Source organism: Streptomyces sp. NPDC045778 (genome assembly GCF_056431945.1).
Genome location: NZ_JBWKJZ010000003.1, coordinates 187,705 through 212,922 on the forward strand (window position 1 = coordinate 187,705; position 25,218 = coordinate 212,922).

4 protein-coding genes are annotated in these 25,218 nt (G+C 75.1%); 1 reads left to right on the forward strand and 3 read right to left on the reverse strand.

The window, feature by feature from the left end:
- From AC07GB_RS05540 to AC07GB_RS05550, 3 genes are read right to left on the reverse strand one after another with little or no spacing between them, the layout of a single operon-like run.
- Nucleotides 1-996 (reverse strand): 3-oxoacyl-[acyl-carrier-protein] synthase III C-terminal domain-containing protein, encoded by a 996-nt coding sequence (locus AC07GB_RS05540; RefSeq protein ID WP_478841931.1) that lies wholly within the window; start codon nucleotides 994-996, stop codon nucleotides 1-3.
- A gap of 9 nt (nucleotides 997-1,005) precedes the next feature.
- Nucleotides 1,006-8,112 carry an amino acid adenylation domain-containing protein gene (locus tag AC07GB_RS05545; RefSeq protein ID WP_478841932.1) on the reverse strand — a complete coding sequence of 2,369 codons (7,107 nt, stop codon included), beginning with the start codon at nucleotides 8,110-8,112 and terminating at the stop codon, nucleotides 1,006-1,008.
- A gap of 10 nt (nucleotides 8,113-8,122) precedes the next feature.
- Nucleotides 8,123-24,007 carry an amino acid adenylation domain-containing protein gene (locus AC07GB_RS05550; protein WP_478841933.1) on the reverse strand — a complete coding sequence of 5,295 codons (15,885 nt, stop codon included), beginning with the start codon at nucleotides 24,005-24,007 and terminating at the stop codon, nucleotides 8,123-8,125.
- 663 nt (nucleotides 24,008-24,670) lie between these two features.
- On the opposite strand from AC07GB_RS05550, the gene AC07GB_RS05555 reads away from it, so the two are divergent.
- Nucleotides 24,671-25,180: a cupin domain-containing protein gene (locus tag AC07GB_RS05555; protein WP_478841934.1), complete on the forward strand. Its 510-nt coding sequence runs from the start codon at nucleotides 24,671-24,673 to the stop codon at nucleotides 25,178-25,180.
- Nucleotides 25,181-25,218: the final 38 nt, after the last annotated feature.

Below are 25,218 nucleotides of genomic sequence, written 5' to 3' on the forward strand. Positions count from 1 at the left end.
TCACAGGTAGTGGGTCGTGGCGCCGTCGCCGGTCTCCACGAGCAGCAGGCTCCACGCGGCGACCGGGCTGGCGCTGAGCAGCACCGCGCGCTGCCCCTCGGAAAGACCGCCGCGGTCGAGTTCCGTGCGGAGGTTCAACAGGACGTCGTTCGGGCCGAGGTGCCCGTACCGGCGGAGGTTGTCGAAGCACGTCGGGCTGATCTTGATGCCGAGTGCCTCCTCCGTGAACCGGAAGGTGCCTTCGGAGAGGTTGTGGCCGATGTGGCGGGAGATGTCCCCGGGCGCGAGGTTGTTCCGGTCGAGGAGGCGCCGGTACAGCTCGCGCAGCCGGATGCGGGACTCCACCGCGAGCCGGAAGGAGTACTGCGGGATGTCGCGGCACTCCTCCCGCCATCGGGCGGTGGGCCGGTCCCGGTAGTCGACGCGGAACAGGTCCCAGTGGTCGCCGTTGGTCTCCTGGACGATGTCCAGGACGCGGACGGGGCCGCGGCGCGAGATCACCGCGGCGGCTCCGCCGTCGCCGCTGACCGTCACCGGGTGGCGGTAGCGCAGGGGGGTCGGCGGCTTGCTGCCGTGCACGACCAGGACGTTGTCCAGGTCCCCGTCGGCGGCGAGCAGGCCCCGGGCCGTGAGCAGCGCCGGGGTGAGGGAGACACAGCCGAGGCCGCCCACCGAGAAGGTGAGGGCCCGCTCCGCCCCGAGCAGCGCCTGGAGCCGGGTCGCCGCCGAACTCATCAGGGTGTCCGGGACGCGCGCGTCGATGAGCACGAGCGCGCCGAGTTCGGCCGCGTCGAGGCGCGCCTCCGCGAGGGCCTGCCGGGCCGCGCGCACGGCCAGGTCGAACGCGCTCAGCGAGTCGTCCGCGCGGACCTCGTCGATGCCGAGCCGCGCGCAGGTCTCCCGCTCGCCCGCGCCGAGTTCCGCGAGCCCGGGCAGCTCCGCGACCGGAAGGACCTGGTCCGGCTGGTAGCAGGCGACCGCCTTGATGGCCGTCACCGGGGGCACTCAGCGGCCCTCGTCGGCGGCGAGTTCGGCGAACGCCTCGACCAGGTGGTCCGCGAGCTCCTCCATGTCGGCGGCGGCGATCGAACCGCGGTGGATCACACCGAGTTCGAGCGCCCCGCCCAGGACGTGGGTCTCGACCACGATCGGCACCTGCGTGAGCAGCGAGTGGGGCACGGACACCAGGGTCATCGGCCGGGGCCGCACATACGGGCCGCCCAGCTTGGTCAGACCGTCGTTGGCGTTGGCCACGTGCTCGACCAGGACCGGCGGCTCGGGCAGCGCGCGCACGCTCGCCACCGCGGGGGTCGCGGGGCTGAGGTGGCGCAGGACGCCGTAGCCGATGCCGTCGTTGGGCACCGAGCGCAGGGCCGAGGCGACGCCCGGCAGGGCCTCGGCGACCCGGGCGCCGGGCGCGACGCGCAGATGGGCAGGGAACAGATGCGTGAACCAGCCGATCGCATCGCTCCGGTCGCCGTTCCACAGCGCGTTCGGCGAACTGCCCATGCCGACCGTGCTCAGGAACGCGTCGGGCTCGCCGCGCCACCGCGACCAGGCCACGGCGACCGCGGCGAGCGCGGCGCTCTGCCCTGTGGGCCCGCTCTCGGAGAGCCGCGCCGCGACCTTGTCGGCGGTCACCCGGCGGCGCACGAGCCCGGCGGGCGCGCCGTCGGTGCCGTTCTCGGGCACGGGCCGCGTCCCGGCCGCCGCGCTCAGGACGCCCTTCCAGTACGGGAGTTCGCCGGCGACCTCGTCGGACGTGGCCATCGCGCGCAGCAGGTGCGTCCACTCGCGCCAGGCGGCCCGGCGCGGGGCCGCGGGGGCGTCGCCCGCGAAGGCGGCGTTGAGGTCCTCCACGAGCGGCACGAACGAGGTGGAGTCGAAGACGAAGTGGTGGACCGCGAGGACGACCACGCCCGGCAGGTCGGCGCCCCGGTCGTAGAACCTGGCCCGCAGGACCGGGCCGCGCACCGGGTCGACGTCCGCGAGCAGCTCGTCCAGGTCGGCCTCCAGATACGCCTGCAACTGCTCCTCGTCCAGCGGCGGAAGCACCCGGTGGTCGAGGATCCGGGCGCTCTCGCTGCCGGCACACTCGATGCGCCAGCCCAGGCTGTTGTGCCGGAACCGGTAGCGCAGCGGCTCCTGCACCTCGACGAGCCGGTCGAAGGCCGCGCGTACCGCGTCCGCGCCGATGCCCTCGGCCGTCTCCAGGAGGAGGGGCGTGACGAAGTCCCGGGCCCCGTCGGGCGCGGCGCCGAGCAGGGCCTGGACCAGGGGCGCGGGCGGGACCGGCTCGCGCGGCACGGGCAGGGCGGCGGCGGGCCGGGGCGCGGCGCCGGGGGCGGCGCCCTTCGCGGCGACCGCGGCGAGGTCGCGCAGCGTCGGATGGCTCAGCACGTCGTGCGGGGTGAGGGGGAGCCCGGCCCGGGTGGCCCGGGATGCGATGCCCACGCTCAGCAGCGAGTCACCGCCTATGCGGAAGAAGTTGTCGTCCGGCGCCACCCGCGCGACGCCGAGCAGCTCGGTCCAGATCGCGGCGAGGACCCGCTCGGCCTCGCGCCCGGCGTCGTCGAGGACCGCTCCCGGGGTCACCGCCGTGACCACCGTCGTCAGCTCGTCGGTCGTGTCGCGTTCGGCCATGTCCCTCTTCCTCATCGTCCGGCGGTCGAGTTTTCCGTTGCTCGTCCTGGGCAGCGCGGCATGACGCCGGACGCGGCCCGGCACCATGTACTCCGGCAGCGCGCCGGCCACCCACCGCGTCAGCTCGTCCTCGTCGGGTACGTCGTCGCCCGCTACGTGCGCCACCAGGAGCGGGGCGCCGGAGGGCTGCTCCGCGGCGTGGACGAGCGCCTCGCGCACCCGTGGATGCGCGAGCAGCGCGCGCTCGACCTCGGCGGGTTCCACGCGGTGGCCGCGCAGTTCGAGCTGGTCGTCGGCGCGGCCGAGGAATTCGAGGGTGCCGTCGGGGCGGACCCGGGCCAGGTCGCCGGTGCGGTACATGCGGGCGCCGGGCCCGTCCGCGAACGGGTCGGCGACGAAGCGGGCCGCGGTCGCGCCCGGCCTGCCGTGGTAGCCGCGGCCGACGTGCGCGCCCCCGGCGTAGACCTCGCCGCGCTCGCCCCGCGCCACGGGTGCCAGGCGGGGGTCCAGGACGTGGACGCGGACGTTGGGCAGGGGCCGGCCGATGTCCGGGATGACGTCGGGGGCGGCCTCCGCGTCGGCCACCCGGCTCCCGGTCACGCAGACGGAGCACTCGGTCGGCCCGTAGACGTTGACCAGGGCGAAGGGCGCGTGCCGTGGCGGGCGCACCCGCAGCAGGTCACCGCCCGCGAGCACCAGGCGCAGCGCGGGGTCCGGCCGGTCGGGCAGCTCCGCGAGGACCGTCTCGGCGAGCGGCGTCGGCATGGCGGCCACCGTGACGCGGTGCTCGGCCAGCTCCCCGAGGAGCCGGTCGGGGGTCTGGAGCGGATCCGCGACGACGTACAGGGCGACGCCGTGGTACAGGGCCGCCATGACCTCGAACATGGCCAGGTCGAAGCCGGTGGCGGCCAGTTGCGCGAGGCGGTCGCCGGGCTCGATCCCGGCCGCGTCGCCGTACCAGGCCAGGGCGTTGAGCAGGCCCCCGTGCTCGACCTCGCAGCCCTGCGGGAGCCCGGTGGAGCCCGACGTGTGGACCACGTAGGCCAGATTGCGCGGGCCCGCCCGCCGCGGTGGCGCGCCGCCCTCGTCCGGGTCCGTCACGGTGTCGGCGATCCTGACGACCGGGACGCCGTCCGCGCCCGGGGCGGCCAGGCCCTCGCCCAGGACCACGGCGGCGGCGCCGACCCCGGCGAGCACGGACCGCAGGCGCGGCTCGGGTACGGCCGGGTCGAGGGAAGCGATGGCCGCGCCCGCCTTGTGGACGCCGAGCCAGGCGACCACCAGGTCCGCTCCGCGCGCGGCGAGCACCGGGACGACGCCGTCCGGGCCGACGCCGTGCGCGACGAGCCGCCGGGCAAGGCGGTTCGCGCGCCGGTCGATCTCCTGGAAGGTGTGCTCCCCCGCGGCGTCGATCACCGCGGCCTCGTCCGGGCGCCGCGCGGCGTGCTCCTCGAAGACCTCGCTGACCAGGCGCGTGTCCGACAGCGCGCGGCGCTCACCGACGAGCAGGGAAGGCCAGGCGTCGGCCGAGGGGGACGCGGTGTCCTGCGAGGGAGCACCGGACGTCTCGGCGTCGTCGTGTCCGCCGGTGGGGTCGAGAAGCCGGGAGAGTTCCGCGAGCGGCCGGTCCGGTGCTCGCGTCACGGCCTCGGCGATGCCCTGGAAGAGGTCGACCAGGCGGTGCGCGGTGGCGGTGTCGAACAGGTCGACCGCGTACTCCAGGTACCCGTCCATGGGGCTGTCGTCCTGGTCGTGCAGGCCGAAGGTGAGGTCGAACTTGGAGGTGCCCGGGGCGACTCCGGAGACCCCGGAGAGGTCGCCCCGCAGGGCCACGGGGCGCAGGCCTTCCAGGTCGATGGTGGCGGCGGTGGTGTTCTGGTGGGTGTAGCAGACCGTGAAGACCGGGTGCCGTGACGGATCGCGGTGGTCGGCGTCGGCGACGATCCTCGCGAACGGGATCTCCTCGTGGTCCAGGACCCCGGCGGCGGTGGCCGCGCACCGGCCGACAAGCTCGCGGAAGGTGATCCCGGGCTCGACCTTCGTACGGAACGGCAGCAGGTTGTTGAAGTAGCCGATCAGGTCGTGCGTCGCGGGGTTGAACCGGCCGGTGGTCGCGGCGCCCACGACCACGTCCCGCCGGCCCGCCCACACGTGCAGCAGGGCATCGACCACGGCGAGCATGGTGACGAAGCTCGTGGTGCTCTCGCCCGCGCTGAACGCGCCCAGCCGCCGGGCGAGGTCCTCGTCGAGCGTGAACTTCACGTAGTCGCCGCGGTACGACTGCGCGGCCGGGCGCGGCCGGTCGAGCGGCAGCTCGGGGGCGTCCAGGTCGCGCAGTTGGCGGCGCCAGTAGGTCAGGCCGCGCTCCACGCGCTCGGCGTCGAGCCAGCGCCGCTGCCAGGCCGCGAAGTCCGCGTACTGGACCGGCAGTTCGGGCAGGTCGGCCCGGCGTCCGGCGACACGGGCGGTGTAGCAGGCCGACAGCTCGCGGAAGAACACGGCGGGGGCCCAGCCGTCGAAGGCGATGTGGTGCACGGTGTGCAGGACCACGTGGTCCCGCTCGGCGAGCTTGACGACCACGGTGCGCAGCAGCGGGCCGCGCCCGAGGTCGAAGGGCGCCGTCGCCTCCGCGGTGATCGCGCGGGCCAGCTCGGCGGTGCGCCGCTCCTCCGGCAGCGCCGCGAGGTCGACGCACTCCACCCGCGGCTCGGGCAGGTCGGCGAGCGCGTACGGCCTGCCGTCCTCGTCCAGGATGCGGGTGCGCAGCACCTCGTGCCGGTCCACCACGTCGCGCAGGGCGCCGCGGAACGCCTCGAGGTCGAAGTCACCGGCGTAGCGGGTGTTGGCGGGGATGTTGTACAGCGGGCTGCCCGGGTTGAGCCGGTCCAGGTACCAGAGCTGTTCCTGGTTGTAGGAGAGCGGCAGGCGGCCGGGGCGCGGCAGCGGGGTGATCGTCCAGTCGTCCCGCCCGGGGCCCGCCGCGCGCACGGCGTCGATGCGCGCGGCGAGGGCCCGCAAGGTGGGGTTGCGGTGCAGGTCGGCGAAGGTCAGGCGGGCGCCGAAGTGCTCCTCGGCCGCCCGCAGCACGGTGATGCCCGCGATGGACGTGCCGCCCAGCTCGAAGTAGTTGGAGTCGGGGCCGACCCCGTCGGCCTTGAGGACACGCGCCCAGAGCGCGGCCAACTCGGCCTCGGTGTCGCCCGTTCCGGCCCGTCCTGCCGGTGCCGGTACCGGTACCGGGGCGGGCTCGGGGGCCGGCGGCGGGCCGCCCGGCGGCAGGCACCAGCAGGACACCGCGTCGGCGTCGAACGGGTAGGTCGGCACCTCGACGCGCCGGGCCCCCGTCCCGGCGTAGTACGCGCCCCAGTCGAGGTCCGCGCCGAGCGCGTAGAGCCTGCCGAGCGCGGCGAGCACGCCGTCCCGCGTGGGGTCGGCGTAGAGGCGTACGACGGGCAGCTCCGGGGCGACCCGGGCCAGCTCCCGTGCCAGGGTGCCGTCCGCGGCCAGCTCGACCGCCACGGCGCCCTCGTCGACGAGGCCGCGGGCGGCGCGCCGGAGCCCGGACTCGTCGACCTGCCCGGTGATCGGCGTGTCCGCGGCCTTGTCCCGGGCCTCGTCGGCCGCCGGGCTCTGGGCGGACCGTACGGCGAGGTTGCCGACGCCGGAGCCGATCAGGCGCGCCCCGGCGAGGCCGAGGGCGCGCGCCAGACGGTGGCCCGCGAGCAGCCGGGCGAAGAGGCGGGCCCCGGGCGGGCCTTCACCCGCGTCGGCGTCGGCGTCGGCGAGGGCGGGGAAGGCGGCGCGCAGGGCCGTCCAGGTCTCGTCACCGAGGTCGGCGTCGCCGGAGAAGAGCAGCACGACGGGGGCCGCCGCGGCGGGTTCCCGTTCGGCGTGGGGCGCCGAACGCAGCGCGGCGGCCAGTTCGGCGCGGTCGCGCGCGGTGCCCGCCCAGCGGTACGGGTGGTCGTCGCGGCCCCGGTTCAGCGCGTGGGCGATGTCGGGAAGGCGGTGTCCGGTGGAGTCGAGGAAGTCGGCGACGCGCCGCGCGTAGACGGCGAGCGCCCGGGGCGACTTCGCGGAGAGGGTCACCAGCTCGCTCCCCGGCTCCGGCGCGGCGGGCGCCGGGGGCACGGGCGGCGGCTCCTCGATGACGGCGTGCACATTGGTCCCGGTCAGACCGAAGGAGCTGACGCCTGCCCGGCGGGTCCTGCCCGGTGTGGGCGCCCAGGCCGTGGCCCGCGCGTCGACGCGCACCGGGCCGCTGAAGTCGATCAGCGGGTTGGGCGCGCTGAAGTTCGCGTTCGGGTAGCGCGTGCCGTGCCGGAGCCCGGCGAGGACCTTGAGGAGGCCCGCGATCCCCGCGGCGTGGTTGATGTGACCGATGTTGCCCTTGATGCTGCTGATGCCACAGGGGGCATCGCTCCCGTCGCTCCCGGCCGCCGCGAAGGCCCCGGCCCCGCTCTCGCCCGTGACTGCGGCTCCCAGGGCCCCGGCTTCGGCGAAGGCCTGCCGCAGCCCCTCGGCCTCGATCACGTCGCCGAGCCGTGTGCCCGAGCCGTGGCACTCCACGTAGTCGGGCGGAGCCCCGCCCGCCTCCCGCCAGGCCTCGACGATCGCGTCGCACTGGCCCCGGGCGCTGGGGGCGCTCATGCTCGTGGCGCGGAAGCCGTTCTGGTTGACGGCGACGCCGCGCACCACGGCGTGGATGTGGTCGCCGTCGGCGAGCGCGTCCGAGAGGCGCTTGAGCACGACGAGCCCGCCGCCCTCACCCGCGGTGGAGCCGTCCGCGGCGGCGTCGAAGGGACGGCACACCCCGTCGGCGGACACGATGCCGAGCATGGGCAGGAAGTCGCGCTCGCGAATCAGCACCGGGTACAGGCTGAGCCCGCCCGCGAGCGCCAGGTCCGCCTGGCCTTCGCGCAGGTGCCGCACGGCGACCGCGAGCGCGGTCAGGCTGCTGCTGCACGCGGTGTCCACGACGAGCGCGGGCCCGGCGAAGTCGAAGAGGTAGGAGATCCGCGCGGCCGTGGCCGACGGGTGCGAGCCGAGGAGCTGCTGCGGGTCGTCGTCCGGGTACAGGCCGGCGTAGTGCGGCTCGGGCGTGCTGAGGACGACCGCGGTACGCGAGCCCCTCAGGTCCCGGGGCGCGTAGCAGGCGTTCTCCAGCGCCCGGTGGGCGAGCTGGGCGGCCATGCGCTGGTGCGGGTCCATCAACTCGGCCTCGCGCAGCGACAGATCGAAGAACCGGTGGTCGAAGAGGTCGATCCGGTCCAGGTAGGCCAGGGGGACGTAGCCGGCGTCCGCGGGCGCTCCCGCGTAGTGGACCCGGTCGCGGCCCGGCGGCCGGACGCTGGTCCTGCCGTCGAGCAGGTTCCGGTGCAGGGCGTCCAGGTCGTCGGCGTCGGGCAGGGCGAGGGCCACGCCGACGACGGCCACGGCCTCCCGGCCGGACGGGCTCGGGTGCGTCATAGGTCGTACCTCATAGCTCGTACCTCGTTTCGTCGGAGGGTTCGCCGAGAGGGCGGCCGTCGACCAGGCGGGCCATCGCCTCGACCGTGGTGTGCTCGAACAGCGCGCTCAGCGGCACCGCCGGCGGGCCGAGTGCGGCCAGGCGGCGGCTCAGCGCGAGGAGGGAGAGGGAGGTCCCGCCGGCCTCGAAGAACTTCTCGTGCACGCCGACCTCGTCGCGGTCGAGCAGCTGCGCCCAGATCGCGGCGACCGCCCGCTCGGTGTCCGTGCGCGGCCGCACCGGGGCGGCGCCCGGGAGGGCCCCGGGGTCCGGGGGAGCGGGCAGGGCACGGCGGTCCACCTTGCCGTGCGGGGTGAGCGGGAAGGCGTCGAGCGTGACGAACGAGGCGGGCACCATGTACGGCGGCAGGCGCCGGGCCAGGTGGGCGCGCAGTTCGTCGGAGGCCAAGGGCTCCTCGGCGATGTCGGCGTCCCCCGCGACGGCCCCGGCATCCGGAGCGGAACCGCGGTACCCCTCGGCCGGAGCAGAACGGTGTTCCGCCGCCGGGACCACATGGGCGACCAGCCGTTTCCCGCCGCCCCCCGGACTCTCCCGGGCGACCACGACGGCCCCGCCCACCCCCGGGTGCGCCATGAGGGCCGCCTCCACCTCGCCGGGCTCGACCCGGTAGCCGCGGATCTGCACCTGGTCGTCGACGCGTCCGCGGAACAGCAACTCGCCGTCCGCCGTCCACACCACCACGTCCCCGGTCCGGTACATGCGTTCGCCGGGCCCGCCGTACGGGCAGGCCACGAACCGCTCCGCGGTGAGCCCGGGGCGCCGCACATAGCCGCGCGCCAGGCCCGGCCCGGCGAGGTACAACTCGCCCTCCACGCCTCGCGGTACGGGGCGCAGCAGGGCGTCGAGTACGTACGCGCGCGTGTTGTCCATCGGCCGCCCGATGGGGACCGTCGTGCCGATCCGGTCGGCGGCGGTGATCCGGCGGCGGGTGGCGAACACCGTGGCCTCCGTGGGCCCGTAGCCGTTGACGACGGCGTCCGGCCGGTCGCGCAGCAGCCTCGCCACCGTGTCCGGGGGCACCGTCTCGCCGCCGGTCCACACCTCGCGCAGTCCGGCGAGGGCGTCCGGGTGGGCGTCGTGGAGCAGAGGCAGGAGGCCCGGTGTGATGAGGAGCGCGGTCACCCGCCGCTCGGTGAGCACCGCCGCGTACGTGTCGACGCCGAGCCTGCCGGGAGGGGCGAGCACGACGGTGCCGCCGCCGAGGAGCGGCACCCACAGCTCGTAGACGGCCATGTCGAACGTCGGGGTGTTGTGCAGCAGCACCCTCTCCTGGGCGCCGCCCTGCCAGACCCGGTCCGACGCCAGGTCCACCACGGCGCGGTGGCTGACTCCGGAGCCCTTGGGCACGCCCGTGGACCCGGAGGTGAAGATGACGTAGGCGAGGCGGTCCGGAAGCCCGCCCTCCGGCAGGTCGTCGTCCGGTTCGCCCGCGAGGGCCGCGACGGTGCCGGGCGCGTCGACGAGGAGGCGCGGCCACGGCCCGTCGGGCAGCCCCGCTGCCACGTCGGACGCGGTCACGAGGAGCGCCGGGCGCGCGTCCCGCAGCAGCGACTCCAGGCGCTCCGGCGGGTGGTCGTGCGCCAGCGGTACGTACGCGCCTCCGGCCTTGAGGACGGCGAGCACCGCCACCACGTACTCCGGGGACCTCGGCACGGCGACGGCCACGGCCGACTCCGGGCCCACGCCGTGGCGCACCAGGACGCGGGCGAACCGGTTGGCCCGCGCGTTCAGTTGGCGGTACGTCAGGGAGTCCTCGCCGCACACGACCGCGAGGGCGTCCGGCGTGGCGGCGACCCGCCGCGCGAAGAGCGCGGGGACCGTCACCGGCGGGGTGGGCGCGGCGGTGTCGTTGAGGTCGCGCAGCACGTCCCGCTCGGCGGGCGTCAGCGCGTCCAGGGCGCCGAGACGCGCCCGGGGGTCCGCCACCAGGTGGCCGACGAGGCGGGTGAACCGCTCGGCCAGCTCCTCGGCGGTGCTCCGGTCGAACAGGTCGGTGGCGTACTCGACGAGCCCGGAGAGGCCGTGCTCCGCGTGCCGGTCGTCCCGCGACGGCTCGTCGACCTGGAAGAGCAGGTCGAACTTCGCGGTCCCCGTCACGACAGGCTCGGGAGTGGCCTTCAGCTCGGTGAGTTCGAGGTCGCCCATGCCCCGCTGCCAGGAGAACATCACCTGGAACAGGGGGTGGTGGGCGGTGGAGCGCTCGGGGTTGAGGGCTTCGACGAGGCGCTCGAAGGGCACGTCCTGGTGGTCGTACGCGGTGACGGCCTTGTCCCGTACCTGCTGGACCACGTCCGCGAAGGTCGGGTCGCCCGACAGGTCGGCCCGCAGCACCCAGGTGTTGACGAAGAACCCCACGAGGTCCGCGAGGCCCTCGTCCGTGCGTCCGGCGATGGAGGAGCCCACGGCCAGGTCGTCGCCCCCGCCCAGCAGGTGCAGCAGCACCACGAGTCCGGACTGGAGCACCATCGGCACGGTCGCGCCGTGCGCACGGGCCACGTCCTCAAGCGCCGACCGCACCTCAGGGGCGAGCCGGAACGCGACGGTGTCGCCGGCGTGGCTCGCCACCGGCGGTCGTGGCCGGTCGGTGGGCAGCCGCAGTGGCTGCGGAACGCCTTCCAACGCGTCGCGCCAGTAGGCGAGTTGGGTGCGAAGGAGGCTGTCGGGGTCGTCCTCGTCGCCGAGCAGTTCGCGTTGCCAGAGGGTGTAGTCCGCGTACTGCACCTGGAGTGCGGCCCATCGCGGTGCCTCGCTCCGCCGTCGGGCGGCGTAGGCGGTGGCCAGGTCGCGGGAGAGGGGCCGCATGGACTCGCCGTCGGCGGCGATGTGGTGCAGGAGGAGCACCAGGACGTGTTCGTCGGGGGCGCGGCGCAGCACGCACGCCCGGACCGGCAGCTCCGCCGACAGGTCGAACGCGCGGCCCACTTCCTCGGACACCGCCGAGGCCACCGCCTCCGGTGCGACATCCCGTACGGGCATGTTCAGGACGACGTCGCTCTCCGGCACGACCACCTGTGCCGCGTCGCCCCGGTCGTCGGTGACGAACAGCGTGCGCAGGCTCTCGTGCCGCGCCATCACGTCCCGCACCGCCGCCGCGAGCGCGGGCACGTCCAGCTGCCCGCGGAGCCGGACCACGAGCGGCAGATGGTACGTCGGCAGCGGCTCCAGCTCGTCGAGGAACCTCAGGCGGTGCTGCGCGAACGACAGCGGGATCCGGTCGGGCCGTACGTCGGCCCTGCGCAGCGCGGGGCGGGACGACCGGGCCGCCGCACCCACGCGCTCCGCAAGGCGCGCCACGGTCGCGGCCTCGAACACGGCCCGGATCGGGACGTCCGCGCCCAGGGCCGAGCGCATCCGGTTGGCCAGGCGCGTGGCGAGCAGGGAGTGCCCGCCGAGGTCGAAGAAGCTGTCGTCGATCCCCACGGGGCCGGCCCCGGCGTTCTCCGCCCCGAGCACTTCGGCGAACAGCTCGCACAGCACCCGCTCCCGAGGGGTGCGCGGCGCGCGGTAGGCCGTGGTGCGGGTGTACTCGGGGCGGGGCAGCGCCGTGCGGTCCAGCTTGCCGTGCGGGGACAGGGGCAGCCGGTCGAGGGCGACGAAGGCCGCGGGGATCATGTAGTCCGGCAGCAGCCCGGTGAGGAACGCGCGCAGCTCGGCGGGCGGCGGCGCCTCGCCGTCGCCGGGGACGACGTACGCGACCAGCCGGCGCGCGGCGGAGGTGCCCTGGGCGACCACGGCGGCCCGGCCCACCCCGGGGTGGGCGGCGAGGGCGGCCTCGATCTCGCCCGGTTCCACGCGGTAGCCGCGGATCTTGACCTGGTCGTCGGCGCGGCCCGCGTACTCCAGCTCGTCCCGGGCGTTCCAGCGGGCCAGGTCGCCCGTGCGGTACATGCGGGTGCCCGGGGGCCCGTAGGGGTCGGCGACGAACCGCTCGGCGGTGCGGGCGGCGCGGCGGTGGTAGCCGCGGCCGAGGCCCGCGCCCGCCAGGTACAGCTCGCCGGTGGCGCCGCGGGCGACCGGGGTCAGGCCGGGCCCCAGGACGTAGGCGCGCACGTTGTCCAGCGGGCGGCCGATCGGCACGGCGTGGGGGTAGTCGCGGCCGGGTTCCAGGACGTGAGAGGTGGCGTAGAACGCCTCGCTGGGGCCGTAGCCGTTGACGATCCGGACCCCGGGCCAGCGCGCGCGGACGCGTTCGACCAGGGCGGGCGGCAGTGCCTCACCGCCGAGCGCAAGGGTCTCGGGGCGGACGCGGGCGCCGATCCGGTCGACGAGTTCCGCGAAGGCCGACGGCACGGAGCTGATGACGTCGACGTCCCAGCCGTCGCGCTCGGCGAGGGCCAGCACGTCACGGACGATCTCGACGCAGCCGCCGGTGGTGAGGGTGCAGAAGATTTCGAAGGCGGCCATGTCGAAGCCGATGGAGGTGCCGGTCAGCATCCGCCGGCCGGGGATACCGACCTGCCCGGCGAGCGTGGCGAACGGGTTGAGGAGGTTGGCGTGCGTGAGGGCCACGCCCTTGGGCCGCCCCGTCGAACCCGAGGTGGCGATGACGTACGCCAGGTGCTCGGGGCGCGGGCCCGGTGGCAACTCCTGGCCCTCGCCCACCGGTTCGCCGCCGTCCATGTCCGGCAGGTCGTCGAGGAGCACGGCCCGGATGCCCGTGCAGGGCAGCTTCCCGGCCGTGGCGGCGTCGGTGAGGATCAGCTCAGGGCCCACATCGGCGAGGATGTGGCCGATGCGGGTGCCGGGGTGCCCGGGGTCGAGCGGCAGATACGCGCCGCCCGCCTTGAGGATGCCCAGGACGCCCACGACCAGGTCCGTGCCGCGCGGCAGCGCGAGTGCCACGACGGTCTCCGGGGTCACGCCACGGCCGACGAGGGCGCGCGCGAGCCGGTCGGCGCGCGCGCCGACCTCGGCATAGGTGTGGGACGCCTGGCCGTGGACCACCGCGTACACGTCCGGCCGCCGCCGGGCCTGTTCCTCGAAGAGGTCGACGACGGTCCGCTCCGGCGCCCCGACGGCGGTGTCGTCGCACGTGTGCAGCAGCCGCTCCCGCTCGCTCGCCGTCAGCACCTCAAGGCCACCCACCAACAGGTCGGGCTTGGCGGCCAGTTGGGTGAGCACGTGCTGGAGGCGGTCCGCGAGGGTCTGGGTCGCGGCCCGGTCGACCACGTTCCGCTGGTGCTGGAGCGTCAGCCGCAGCCAGGGGTCGGCGGCGGCCATCACGGTCAGCGGGTAGTGCGAGCCGGACAGCGGGCGGATCCCGGTGACCTCGATCCCCGCGGCCGCGTTCGCCTCGCCGAAGCCGACCCGGTCCACGGGGTACGACTCGAAGGCGACGAGGGTGTCGAACAGCACGCTCGTCCCCGTGGCCCGGTGGATCTCGGTGAGGCCGCAGTGATGGTGGTCGAGAAGTGCCGCCTGCCGGTCCTGGAGGCGGGTGAGGACCTCGGCGACGCGGTCGCCGGGCGCGCACCGCACCCGCACCGGCAGCGTGTTGATGAACATCCCGGCCATCGCGTCGACGCCGGGCACGGCGGCGGGCCGCCCGGACACCGTCGCGCCGAATACCACGTCGGCGCTGCCCGTCAGGCCGCCGACGAGCAGCGCCCAGGCGCCCTGTACGACGGTGTTGAGGGTGACGCCCAACTCGGCCGCACGGGCGGCGAGGTCCCGCGCCAGGCCCACGGGGACGGGCACCTCGACCTGACCGAAGCCCTCGGCCGCCGCCGCGCGCGGGACGGCCTCCGCCGCGCCGGGAGCGGCCTCCGCCGCGCCGGGAGCGGCCTCCGCCGGGCCGGGCGCGGCCGCCGCCACCGGCGCCAGCAGCGTCGGCTCCGTCACCCCCGCCAGCTCCCCGGCCCACGCCTCGGCCGCCGCCGCGCGGTCCTGCCCGGCGAGCCACACCAGGAAGTCCCGATAGCGCGGCGCACGCGGCAGCGCGGAGCCGTCGCCGCCCGATCCGTACAGCCGCAGCAGATCCTGCGTGAGGAGAGGCAACGACCAGCCGTCGAAAAGAAGATGATGGGCCGTCAGGACCAGCTCGAACCGCTCAGGGGCCAGGCGTGCCAGCGCCATCCGCAGCAGCGGGGGCTCCGTCACGTCGAAGGGCTCCCGCACGTCCTCGGCCAGCAGCGCCTCGAAATCCGCGCCCCCGCCACCCCCTGCCGGGTCCAGCTCGCGCCACGGCAGCTCCACCCCGTCCACCACGATCTGTACGGAGTCACCGTCGGCCCCCGCGACGAAGGCCGCCCGCAGGTTCGCGTGCCGGTCGAGGAGCGCCTGCCCGGCCGCCCGCATCCGGGAGGCCTCCACGTGCCCGCGCAGATGGAGGACGAACTGCACGTGATAGGCGTCCGGCTCACCGTCGGCGTACAGCGTGTGGAACAGCAGACCCGACTGGAGCGGAGTGAGCGGCCACACCTCGGCGAGCCCCGGATACCGGCGCTCCCACACCTCGATGTCGCGCCGGCGCACCGGCACGAGCGGCACGTCCGACGGCGTGAGCCCACCCGCGCCTGGCGTTCCGGCGTGGCGGGCGAGCCCGTCGAGGGCGGCGGACCACAGCTCCGCGAGCCGCCGCACCCGCGCATGGGTCACCGCGCCCGTGGCGAACTCGAACTCCGCGTCGAGGCACGGCCCGTGCGCGGTGTCGACGACCATCGAGTTGATCTGCACCGCGGCGAGCGCGGGCATGTCGGCTGCCGTCTCGGCGGTCGGCTCGCCGATCCCTGCGACCTGCGTGAAGCCGAGGCCGCGCAGCCGCTCCGGCATGTCGGCGGGGGAGAACCGGCCCAGGTAGTTGAAGCCGATCTGCCCGGTGGAGCGCGGGCCGAGCACGGCGGCGGCGCGCGGGTTCAGGGTGCGCAGGAGTCCGTAGCCGATGCCGCCGTCGGGCACGGCGAGGAGTTGCTCCTTGACGTCCTTGACCGCGCCGCCGGCCGCGGCCCCGCCCGCGAAGGCCTCCTCGATGTCGCATCCGGACACGTCGAGGCGTACGGGGAACATGCTGGTGAACCAGCCGACCGTACGCGACAGATCGGCGCCGGGGACCGCCGCTTCCTCACGGCCGTGGCCCTCCAGGGCCAGCAGCAGCGAACGCTCGTCGACGCCTTGCTCCCGCCGCAGCCGGGCGACGGCGAGGGCGAGGCCCGCGAGAAGCCCGTCGTTGACCCCGCAGCGGAAGGCCGCGGGCAGCGTGGTGAGGAGCGCGTCGGTCACCGAGGCGGGCAGCCGGAGCCGCACCGTGTCCACGGTGGACCGTACGTCCAGGGCGGGATCGAACCGCCGGGTGCCCAGCACGGGGTCGGGGCCGTCCACGACGGCCAGCCACCGGGGCAGCTCGGCCGCCCTGCTGTCGCTGCCCGCCTCCGTGACGAGGGCGTGCGCCCACCGCCGGAACGACGTGCCCACCGCGGGCAGTACGGGTGTCCGCCCCGCGCGCACGTCCGCCCAGGCCGCCGCGAGGTCGGGGAGCAGGACGCGCCACGACACGCCGTCCACCACCAGGTGGTGCAGCACGACGAGGAGCTGCCCCGCGCCCGCCGCCGGGCCCGCGTCGAACCACACGAACCGCGCCATCACCCCGCCCGCCGGATCGAGGAGGCCCGCCGCCGCGCTCCGCTCCGCGGCGACCGCGCGCCGCCACCACGCACCGTCCGCCGGGGTCTCGCGCCCGGAGAGGTCCACGTGGCGCAGCAGCGCACCGGTGTCCACCGCGCCCGGCGCGGCGACCAGCAGCCCCTCGCCCGCTTCGGCGCAGGTCACCAGGCGTGAGCGCAGCACGTCGTGGTGGTCGACGACCGCGTCCAGGGTGGCGAGCAGCCCGGCCCGGCCGATGCCGTCGGGCAGGTCGACCAGGACCGACATGGCGAACCGGTCGGTGTCGCCGCCGCGCTCGCGGACGTACCGCGCGATGGGCGGCAGCGGCAGGAACCCCGTTCCGCCGCCGTCGAGTTCGGTGAGTTCCGCGACGGCGCGGCGCCCCGCCCCGCCCTCGGGGGCGGCGGGCGCGAGCCGGGCGAGAGCGGCCACCGTCCGGTGCTGGAAGACCTGGCGCGGGGTGACCTCCACACCCAGCGCCCGGGCGCGGGAGACCACCTGGATCGAGCGGATGCTGTCCCCGCCCACGGCGAAGAAGTCGTCGTCGACACCGACCCGGCCCCGGCCGAGCACGTCGGCGTACACGTCCGCGAGGACCCGCTCACGCCGCGACCGGGGCGCCCGGTACGCGCCGGTGGTCAGCTCGGGCTCCGGCAGCGCCGCCCGGTCCAGCTTGCCGTGCGGAGTCAGCGGCAACCGGTCGAGGAGCACGTACGCCGCGGGCACCATGAACTCCGGCAGCCGGTCCGCCACGAACCGGCGCAGCTCCGCCGCGCTCACGCCGACGTGGAAGTCGATGTCGCCCACGCCCGCGATGCCGCCGTCGCCGAGCCGGACGACGTACGCCGTGAGCCCGCCCCCGCCCGCCCGGGCGACCACGACGGCCTGCGCCACGCCGGGGTGCGCGCTCAGCACGGCCTCGACCTCGCCGGGCTCGATCCGGAAGCCGCGCACCTTCACCTGCGCGTCCGTACGGCCGTGGAAGACGAGGCGGCCCTCGGGCGTCCACGCCACGAGGTCCCCGGTGCGGTACATGCGGTCACCGGGCCCGTCGAACGGGCAGGCCACGAAGCGCTCCGCCGTCAGGGCGGGGCGGCCCAGGTAGCCGCGCGCGAGGCGGTCGCCCGCGATGTACAGCTCGCCCGGCACGCCCGCAGGGACCGGCCGGAGCGCCGCGTCCAGGACGTACAGGCGGGTGTTGTCGAGCGGTCGCCCGATCGGTACGACGGTGCCGACGTCGGCCGCCTCGCGCATCTTGTGCGCCGACGCGGCCATGGTGGCCTCCGTCGGGCCGTACGCGTCGACGACGGTGACGCCCGGGCAGGCGGCCAGGACGCGCCCGACCGCGGCCGGGGACACCACGTCGCCGCCCGCCCACACCTCGCGGACGCCCGCGAACGCCTCGGGCAGCTCGTCGGCCACCACCCGGAAGAGGCCCGCCGTCACCAGGATCCCGGTCACCCGGTGCTCGGCGATCATCGCCGCGAGGGCCGCCGGGTCCAGGGGCGCGGCGGGGGCCACCACGATCGTGCCGCCGTTCAGGAGCGGCACCCACAGCTCGTACGTGGCGGCGTCGAAGGCCTGCGTGGAGTGCATCAGGACGCGCTCGTGGCCGGTGCCCGCGTACGCGCGGTCGAGGGCGAGCCGCACCACGCCGCGGTGGGTGACGCCGACGCCCTTGGGGGTGCCCGTGGAGCCGGAGGTGTGCATCACGTAGGCGAGGTGCCCCGGCGACAAGGGCGCGGGCGCGGGCCCGGGGCCGGCCCGGAGTTCCACCTCGTCCAGGAGCAGCAACTCCTCGACGGTGGCGGGCAGAACGCCGCGGGTCGCCGCGTCGGTCAGGACCAGGCACGGGTCGGCGTCCGCGAGGACCAGGCCGAGGCGGGCGCTCGGATACCGGGGGTCGACGGGCACATAGCCCGCGCCGGCCTTCACGACGCCCAGGAGCGCGACGACGAGCCGCGCCGAGTGCGGCAGCGCGACGGCCACCAGCGCGTCGGGGCCGGCCCCGCGCCGCACCAGCTCGCGGGCGAGCCGGTCGGCCCGCGCGTTCAGCTCGCGGTACGTCAGGGAGTCCTCGCCGCACACGACCGCGAGGGCGTCCGGCGCGGCGGCGACCCGCCGCGCGAAGAGCGCGGGGATCGTCAGGTCGGGCGTGGTCACGTCCGTGGCGTTGAAGGTGCGCAGCAGCCGCTCCCGCTCCGGGGCCGCCAGCAGGTCCACCGCCCCGAGCCGGGCCCGCGGTTCGGCGGCCAACCGCCCCACGAGGTGCGTGAAGCGGACCGCCAGCGCCTCGGCGGTGCTCCGGTCGAACAGGTCGGTGGCGTACTCCAGGGCGCCCACGACTCCGTGCCCCGGCGTGTCGGCGAGCGCGCACACGAGGTCGAACTTCGCGGTCCGCGTCGGAACCAGCCGGAAGGCCGATCGCAGCCCCGGCACGTCGAAGACCTCGTGATCCGTGGTGCGCCAGCCGAACATCACCTGGAAAAGGGGGTGGTGGGCGGTGGAGCGCTCGGGGTTGAGGGCTTCGACGAGGCGCTCGAAGGGCACGTCCTGGTGGTCGTACGCGGTGACGGCCTTGTCCCGTACCTGCTGGACCACGTCCGCGAAGGTCGGGTCGCCCGACAGGTCGGCGCGCAGCACCCAGGTGTTGACGAAGAACCCCACGAGGTCCGCGAGGCCCTCGTCCGTGCGCCCCGCGATCGGCACCCCGAGCGTCACGTCGTCGCCGCCGCCCATCAGGCGCAGCAGCACCACGAGGGCGGATTGCAGCACCATCGGCACGGTGGCGTCCTGCGCCCGCGCCACCTCTTCCACGGCCGCCATGACGTCACGGTCGAGCGCGAACGCGACGGTGTCGCCGGCGTGGCTCGCCACCGGCGGTCGTGGCCGGTCGGTGGGCAGCCGCAGTGGCTGCGGAACGCCTTCCAACGCGTCGCGCCAGTAGGCGAGTTGGGTGCGAAGGAGGCTGTCGGGGTCGTCCTCGTCGCCGAGCAGTTCGCGTTGCCAGAGGGTGTAGTCCGCGTACTGCACCGGCAGTGCGGGCCACCGCGGGGATTCGCCCTGGCGCCGGGCCGTGTAGGCGGTGGCCAGGTCGCGGGAGAGGGGCCGCATGGACTCGCCGTCGGCGGCGATGTGATGCAGGAGCAGGACCAGGACGTGTTCGTCGGGGGCGCGGCGCAGCACGCACGCCCGGACCGGCAGCTCCGCCGACAGGTCGAACCGGTACGCGACTTCCTCCGCCACGGCGGCGTCCACCGCCTCCGGCGCGACGTCCCGCAGGGGCACGTCGAGGACGACATCGGGCCCGGGCACGACCACCTGTGCCGCGTCGCCCCGGTCGTCGGCGACGAACAGCGTGCGCAGGCTCTCGTGCCGCACCGCCACGTCCCGCACCGCCGCCGCGAGCGCCGGCACGTCCAACTCCCCGCTCAGCGGCAGGACGTACGACAGGTTGTACGTCGCCGAAGGGCCCTCGTAGCGGTGCAGGAACCACAGGCGGTGCTGGGCGAACGACAGCGGGACCCGCTCGGGCCGTACGTCGGCCCTGCGCAGCGCGGGGCGGGACGACCGGGCCGCCGCACCCAGCCGCTCCGCAAGGCGCGCCACGGTGGCGGCCTCGAACACCGCCCGGATCGGGACGTCCACGCCCAGGACGGCACGCGCACGGTTGGCGAGGCGCGTGGCGAGCAGGGAGTGCCCGCCGAGGTCGAAGAAGCTGTCGTCGATCCCCACGTTCCCGGCGCCGAGCACCTCGGAGAAGAGCGCGCACAGGGCCCGCTCCCGGGGGGTGCGCGGCGCCCGCCCCAGCGTCGCCGTACCGCCGTGGCCGGGCGCGGGCAGCGCGCGCCGGTCCAGCTTCCCGTTCGGGCTCAGCGGCACCGCGGCCAGGGGCACGACCACCGAGGGCACCATGTACGCGGGCAGCCGCTCGGCCGCGAAGGCCCGCAGTTCCGTGGTGCCGGGTCCGGGCGTGCCCGCCGCCGGCACCACATAGGCCACGAGACGCCGGTCGCCGTCCCGTTCGTCGGCCACGACGACCGCCCGCGCGACACCCGGGTGCTCGCTCAACGCGGCCTGGACCTCGCCTGGTTCGACGCGGAAGCCCCGGATCTGCACCTGGTCGTCGGCCCGTCCGAGGAAGACGAGCTGGCCGTCGGGGCGCCGGGTCACGACGTCCCCGGTGCGGTACATGCGGCGGCCGGGCGGCCCGTACGGGCAGGCGACGAAGCGGTCCGACGTCTGCCCCGGGCGGTCCAGGTAGCCGCGCGCCAGGGACGCGCCCGCCACGTACAGCTCGCCCGCCACCCCCGGGGGCACGGGGCGCAGCGCGCCGTCGAGGACGTACAGGAGGGTGCGGGCAACGGGGCGGCCGATGGGCGGCGTGCGGCCGTCGGGGACGAGCGGGTCGCTGAAGGTCACGATGGCCGTGGTCTCGGTCGGCCCGTAGGCGTCCACCAGGTCGCGGCCGTCGGCCCACGCCGTCACGAGGTCGGGGGTGGCCGCGTCGCCGCCGACCGCGAGGGAGGTGACGGTGGGCAGCGAGCCCGTCGGCAGCGCGCCGAGCACCGCGGGCGGCAGGAAGACGTGCGTGACGCGCCGCGCGGCGATCGTGCCGGTCAGCGGGGCGCCGGGGGCCAGTTCGTCCTGCGAGGCGATGATCAGCGTGGCGTCCGTGAGCAGCGCCATGCACACCTCGTACACGGAGACGTCGAAGCTCGGCGACGCGAACTGGAGCACCCGCGCGGCGGCCGAGAGGCCGAGCCGTTTCCGCTGCGTGGCGACGAGCGCGGCCACGCCGGAGTGGGTGACGGCCACGCCCTTCGGCCGCCCGGTCGAGCCCGACGTGTAGATGACGTACGCGGTGCCGGTGACGGACAGGGGGCCGCCGCGCTCGGCGTCGGTGACCGGCCGGTCGTCGAGCGGCGCCGACGACGTGACGGCCCGCGGATCGTCCAACCGCAGCACGGGCACGGCCAGTTCGGGCAGCCGTGCCGCCGTCGCGTCGTCCGTCACGACGAGCCGTGCGCCGGAGTCCGCCAGCAGATAGGCGATCCGCTCGGGGGGATACGCGGCGTCCACCGGCAGATAGGCCCCGCCCGCCGTCATCACGGCGAGCAGCGTCACCACCAGGTCGGGCGAGCGCGGCAGCGAGACCGCCACCACGGTCTCCCTCGTCACGCCACGCCGGAGCAGCTCGCGCGCCAGCCGGGCGGCGCGCGCCGCGACTTCCGCGTACGTCAGCGTCTCGTCGCCGCACTCGATGGTCACCGCGTCGGGTGTCGCGGCGGCGTGCCGCGCGAAGAGCCCGGGGACGGTGTCCGCCGCGACCGGGGCGGCGGTGTCGTCGTGCCCGGTCAGCAGGTCCGCGCGCTCGGCGGGCGCGAGCAGGTCGAGACGGGCGACCGTGGTGCCGGGGTCGGCGGCGATCTGCCGGAGGACGCGCCCGAGGCGGTCGGCGACGGCCCGGGCGGCGCGGCGGTCGACGAGGGGACGCCGGTACTGAAGGGCCAGACGCAGGCACGGATCGGTGGTGACGGTCACCGTCAGCGGATAGTGGGTGGCGGCGCACGCGCGGACTCCGGTGACCGCGAATCCGGCGCCGTCCTCGTCGCCGTGCTCCACGGTGTACGACTCGGACGTGACCAGGGTGTCGAACAACAGGCCCGTGCCGGTGGCCCGGTGGATGTCGGCGAGGCCGCAGATGTGGTGGGGCAGCGCCTCCTGCCGCTGCCGCATGCCGCGCAGCACGTCCGCCACGGTGTCCGTGGGCGCGAGGCGCACGCGCACGGGAAGCGTGTTGACGAAGAGCCCGGCCATCGCATCCGCGCCGGGCACCTCCCGCGGCCGCCCGGGGACGGTGGCCCCGAAGACCACGTCCCACCGCCCGGTCAGCCCGTTCAGGAGCAGCGCCCAGGCGCCCCGCACCACGGTGTCCAGGGTGACGCCGAGGCCCTCCGCCTGCCGGGCGAGGGCCCGGACGGTTGCGGGGGGTAGGGGGATTTCGGCTTCTGCGGTGTCTGTGGTGGGCGCGGGGCTTGCTATGGCTGTGGTGGTCTCGGGGCTGGATACGTCTGCGGTGGACGCGGGGCCTGCGGTGGCTGCGGTGGCTTCGGGACTTGCCGTGTCTTCGGTGGCCGCGGGGCTAGAAGTGTCTGCGGTGGTCGCGGTAGCAGCGAGGCTTGCTATGTCTGCGGTGGCCGCCGGGCCTACCATGTCTTCGGTGGCTGCGGGGATTGCGGAGCTTGCGGTGTCTGTAGTGCCCGCAGGGCTTGAGGTGTCTGCGGTGGTCGCGGTAGCCGCGGGGCTTGCTACGTCTGCGGTGGCCGCGGAGTCTGTGGTGACCGCGGGGCTTGCGGTGTCTGCGATGGTTTCGGGGTCTGCTATGTCTGTGGTGGCCTTGTGAGCTGCGGTGTCTGCGGTGACCGTGGGGTTTTCGGTGTATGCGATGGTCCCAGGGCCTGCTATGTCTGCGGCTCCCTCGGGGCCTGCGGTGGCCGGGATGCTTTCGATGCCCAGGGTGCTCGCGGCTCCCTCGGCAGTGGGCTCGTCCGCTGCGGGCCTGGCCGCCCCGGTCCACGCCGCCCCGGCCCCGGCGGCCCCGATCCCGGCGACCCCGGTCCCGCCCACTCCCGGCTCACCCGCCACCGCGCCCGACCCCACCCCCGCATCGGCCGCCCCCACGACCGGAGCCAGCAGCGTCGGCTCCGTCACCCCCGCCAGCTCCTCGGCCCACGCCCGCGCGGCGGCGGCCCGGTCCTGCCCGGACCACCACACCAGGAAATCCCGGAATTCCGGCCTTCGCGGCCCCGGAGGGGCGCCCCCGCCCGCCCCGTACAACCGCTGGAGGTCCCTGACCAGACGCGGCAGCGAAAGCCCGTCGAAAAGGACATGATGAGCCGTCACGACCAGTGCGTACCGCTCTTCTCCGGTGCGTGCCAACGCCATCCGCAGCAAGGGAGGAACACTCACGTCGAAAGGCGTACGCGATTCGTCGGCCGATAACTCGTCCAAGAACTCGGCAAGGGCCCTGTCAGCAGGCGAATCCGTGCTGTTTTCCCGTAAGTCGACGGCTCGCCAGGGCAGCCGCACTCCGTCCACCACGACTTGTACGGGTTCCCCGTCGGAACCGGCCGTGAAAGCCACGCGCAGATTCGCGTGCCGGTCGAGCAGGGCCTGCCCGGCGGCCCGCATCCGCTCGCTTTCCACCCGCCCGCGCAACTGAATGACGAACTGCATCCGATAGGCGTCCCGCGAGGAGTCGCCCAACTGCGCGTGGAAGAGCAGCCCCGACTGCAACGGGGTGAGCGGCCAGACCTCCGCGAGGCCCGGATACCACCGCTCCCACGCGTCGAGGTCGCGCGCATCGAGGGGCACCAGGGACACGCCTACCGCCCCGACCCGCCGCCGCGGCTCGGCCACGACCTGGCGGACGACGCGCACGAACTCTTGCGCGAGCGAAATCGCCGCCCCCTGGCCGCCCAGGGCGGCGCCGTACTGGAGCACACCGACGGTCCCGCTGTCGCGAGGCCCGTCGAGCGGGCGGTACAGCGCGAACGGAAGGCCGTCACCGCCGTCCGCGTCCGCCTCCCGGTCCCGCAGCCGGCGCGTCAGCGTGGCGAACGGGGGGTCGTCCCGCCACAGGTCCTCCGCCACCGCCGGGGCGTCGGCCACGAGCCACACGAGGTCCGGCGCCCCCTCCCCGGGCTCGGCGGCGCCGGGGCACCCCGCGACCGGCAGGCCCAACGCCAGGCCCTCGCCCCCGCCGCGCCGCCGCAGCAGCACGGCGAACGCCGCCCGCAGGAACGCGGGAGCCGTCACCCCACACGCGTGGGCCGCCGCATCGACCGCGCGCAACAGGCCGTGATCAAGGCCGAATTCCACCGTGGAACCGGCGGAGAGGCGACCATCGACCGCGGGGGGCCGCCCCGACGGGCCGCCACCCCGCCGGTGCGCGGCGTACGCGGCCTCCAGATCCCGTACGAGCCGTGCGAGCCGCCCCGTGCCGTGCCGTGGCACAGCAAGGCGCACCACGTACTCGTCCGCGGCGAGACGGACCACCCCGGCGTCGCCGCCGCCCCCGGCGGCCGTGACGTCCTGAACCGCCGACGCCAGGGCCTCCGCGTCCGGCTCGCCGCGCAGGCGCAGCTCAAGCGTCCGCACGCGCGGGGCCTCGCCGTCCGCGTGCCGTTCCGTGAACCAGGACCCGCGGTGCACCGAAAAAAGAGGGATCACCTGCGTCTGCTCCTGTTCGTCGCATGCCGGACCGGCCCCGATGGATCCGATCCGCCCCGCTGCTGATGCGCGAATTTCCGCAACGTGCCGTGATTTCCGCCTGCTCCCGGAGTGAAGGAGCGGCAACTCACCTATACCGGCAATGGTTTTGCTTACCCCGATGGTTCTCGGTCGATTCCGGAGAGGTGCCCCACGAGAAGCCGGCGCACGCTCAGGGAGAGGAAGAAGGGGCGGCGCAATCGCTGTGACTGTTGTGACGCATGGGGCGCCACGACCCATCAGCATTCAGGGAGAGATCGGCGACGCGGCGTCCAGAGTGGCGGAAGTCCCGTCGACATGACAATGCCCCCTCGGCCGTATCATTGGCCGAATTTCCCTTTGTCACGGGAAGGTTTACCGACCTCGGCCATGGCTCAGGGCGCTCGGCCGCCCAGGGGTAGCGGGGTGACGGCCCGCCGAGGCCGTGGCGGGGCCCTGTCCTGGCCACGGTCACGCACCTGGCAGTTCATTTAAAGGCGTTGACTGTAACGAAACCGATGGGGCAGGGTGGCCACGTCGTACAACCCACCACGACGGCCCCGCAGAGCGCACCGAAGTCCCGCCACGAGAGAGCGACTTGGCGCTCAGGGCGCACACCCGCACCCGGTCACGGAGGAACACCCCATGAGCACCAGCGTCCCGCGCCTCACAGTCGTACAGCCGGGGGAGGGCCACAGCGCCCACCTCTCCGGGTTCGGGGCCGACTTCAAGCTGAGCAGCGACATCTCCGGCGGTCCGGTGTCCATCGTGGAGCACCCGTTCGGCGTCGGCGTGATCACCCCGGCGCACATGCACAGCAGGGAGGACGAGTACTCCATCGTCGTCGAGGGCGAGATCGGCTTCCGCTCCGACGACGCCGAGACCGTGCTCGGCCCGGGCGGCTACATCATCAAGCCCCGCGGCGAGATGCACGCCATGTGGAACGCCGGGGACACCCCCGGCCGCATCATCGAGATCATCACGCCCGGCGGCTTCGCGCACTACTTCCAGGAGCTGGCCGACCTCGTGGCCGCGAGCGCGACCGACAGCGGGGCCTTCGAGGAACTCGCCGAGAAGTACGGACTGACCTACGGCCACCCCGACTGGTTCGACGACGTCGTGCGGCGCTACGGCCTCACCCCGCCCGGGCGCTGACGGCCCGCCCGGGCCGCCGTCCTCGCGAAGACCGGCCG

Coding starts and splice junctions, on each gene's coding strand:
- AC07GB_RS05545 (WP_478841932.1), bottom strand. CDS start 8,112: ATGACGCACCCGAGCCCGTCCGGCCGGGAGGCCGTGGCCGTCGTCGGC.
- AC07GB_RS05555 (WP_478841934.1), top strand. CDS start 24,671: ATGAGCACCAGCGTCCCGCGCCTCACAGTCGTACAGCCGGGGGAGGGC.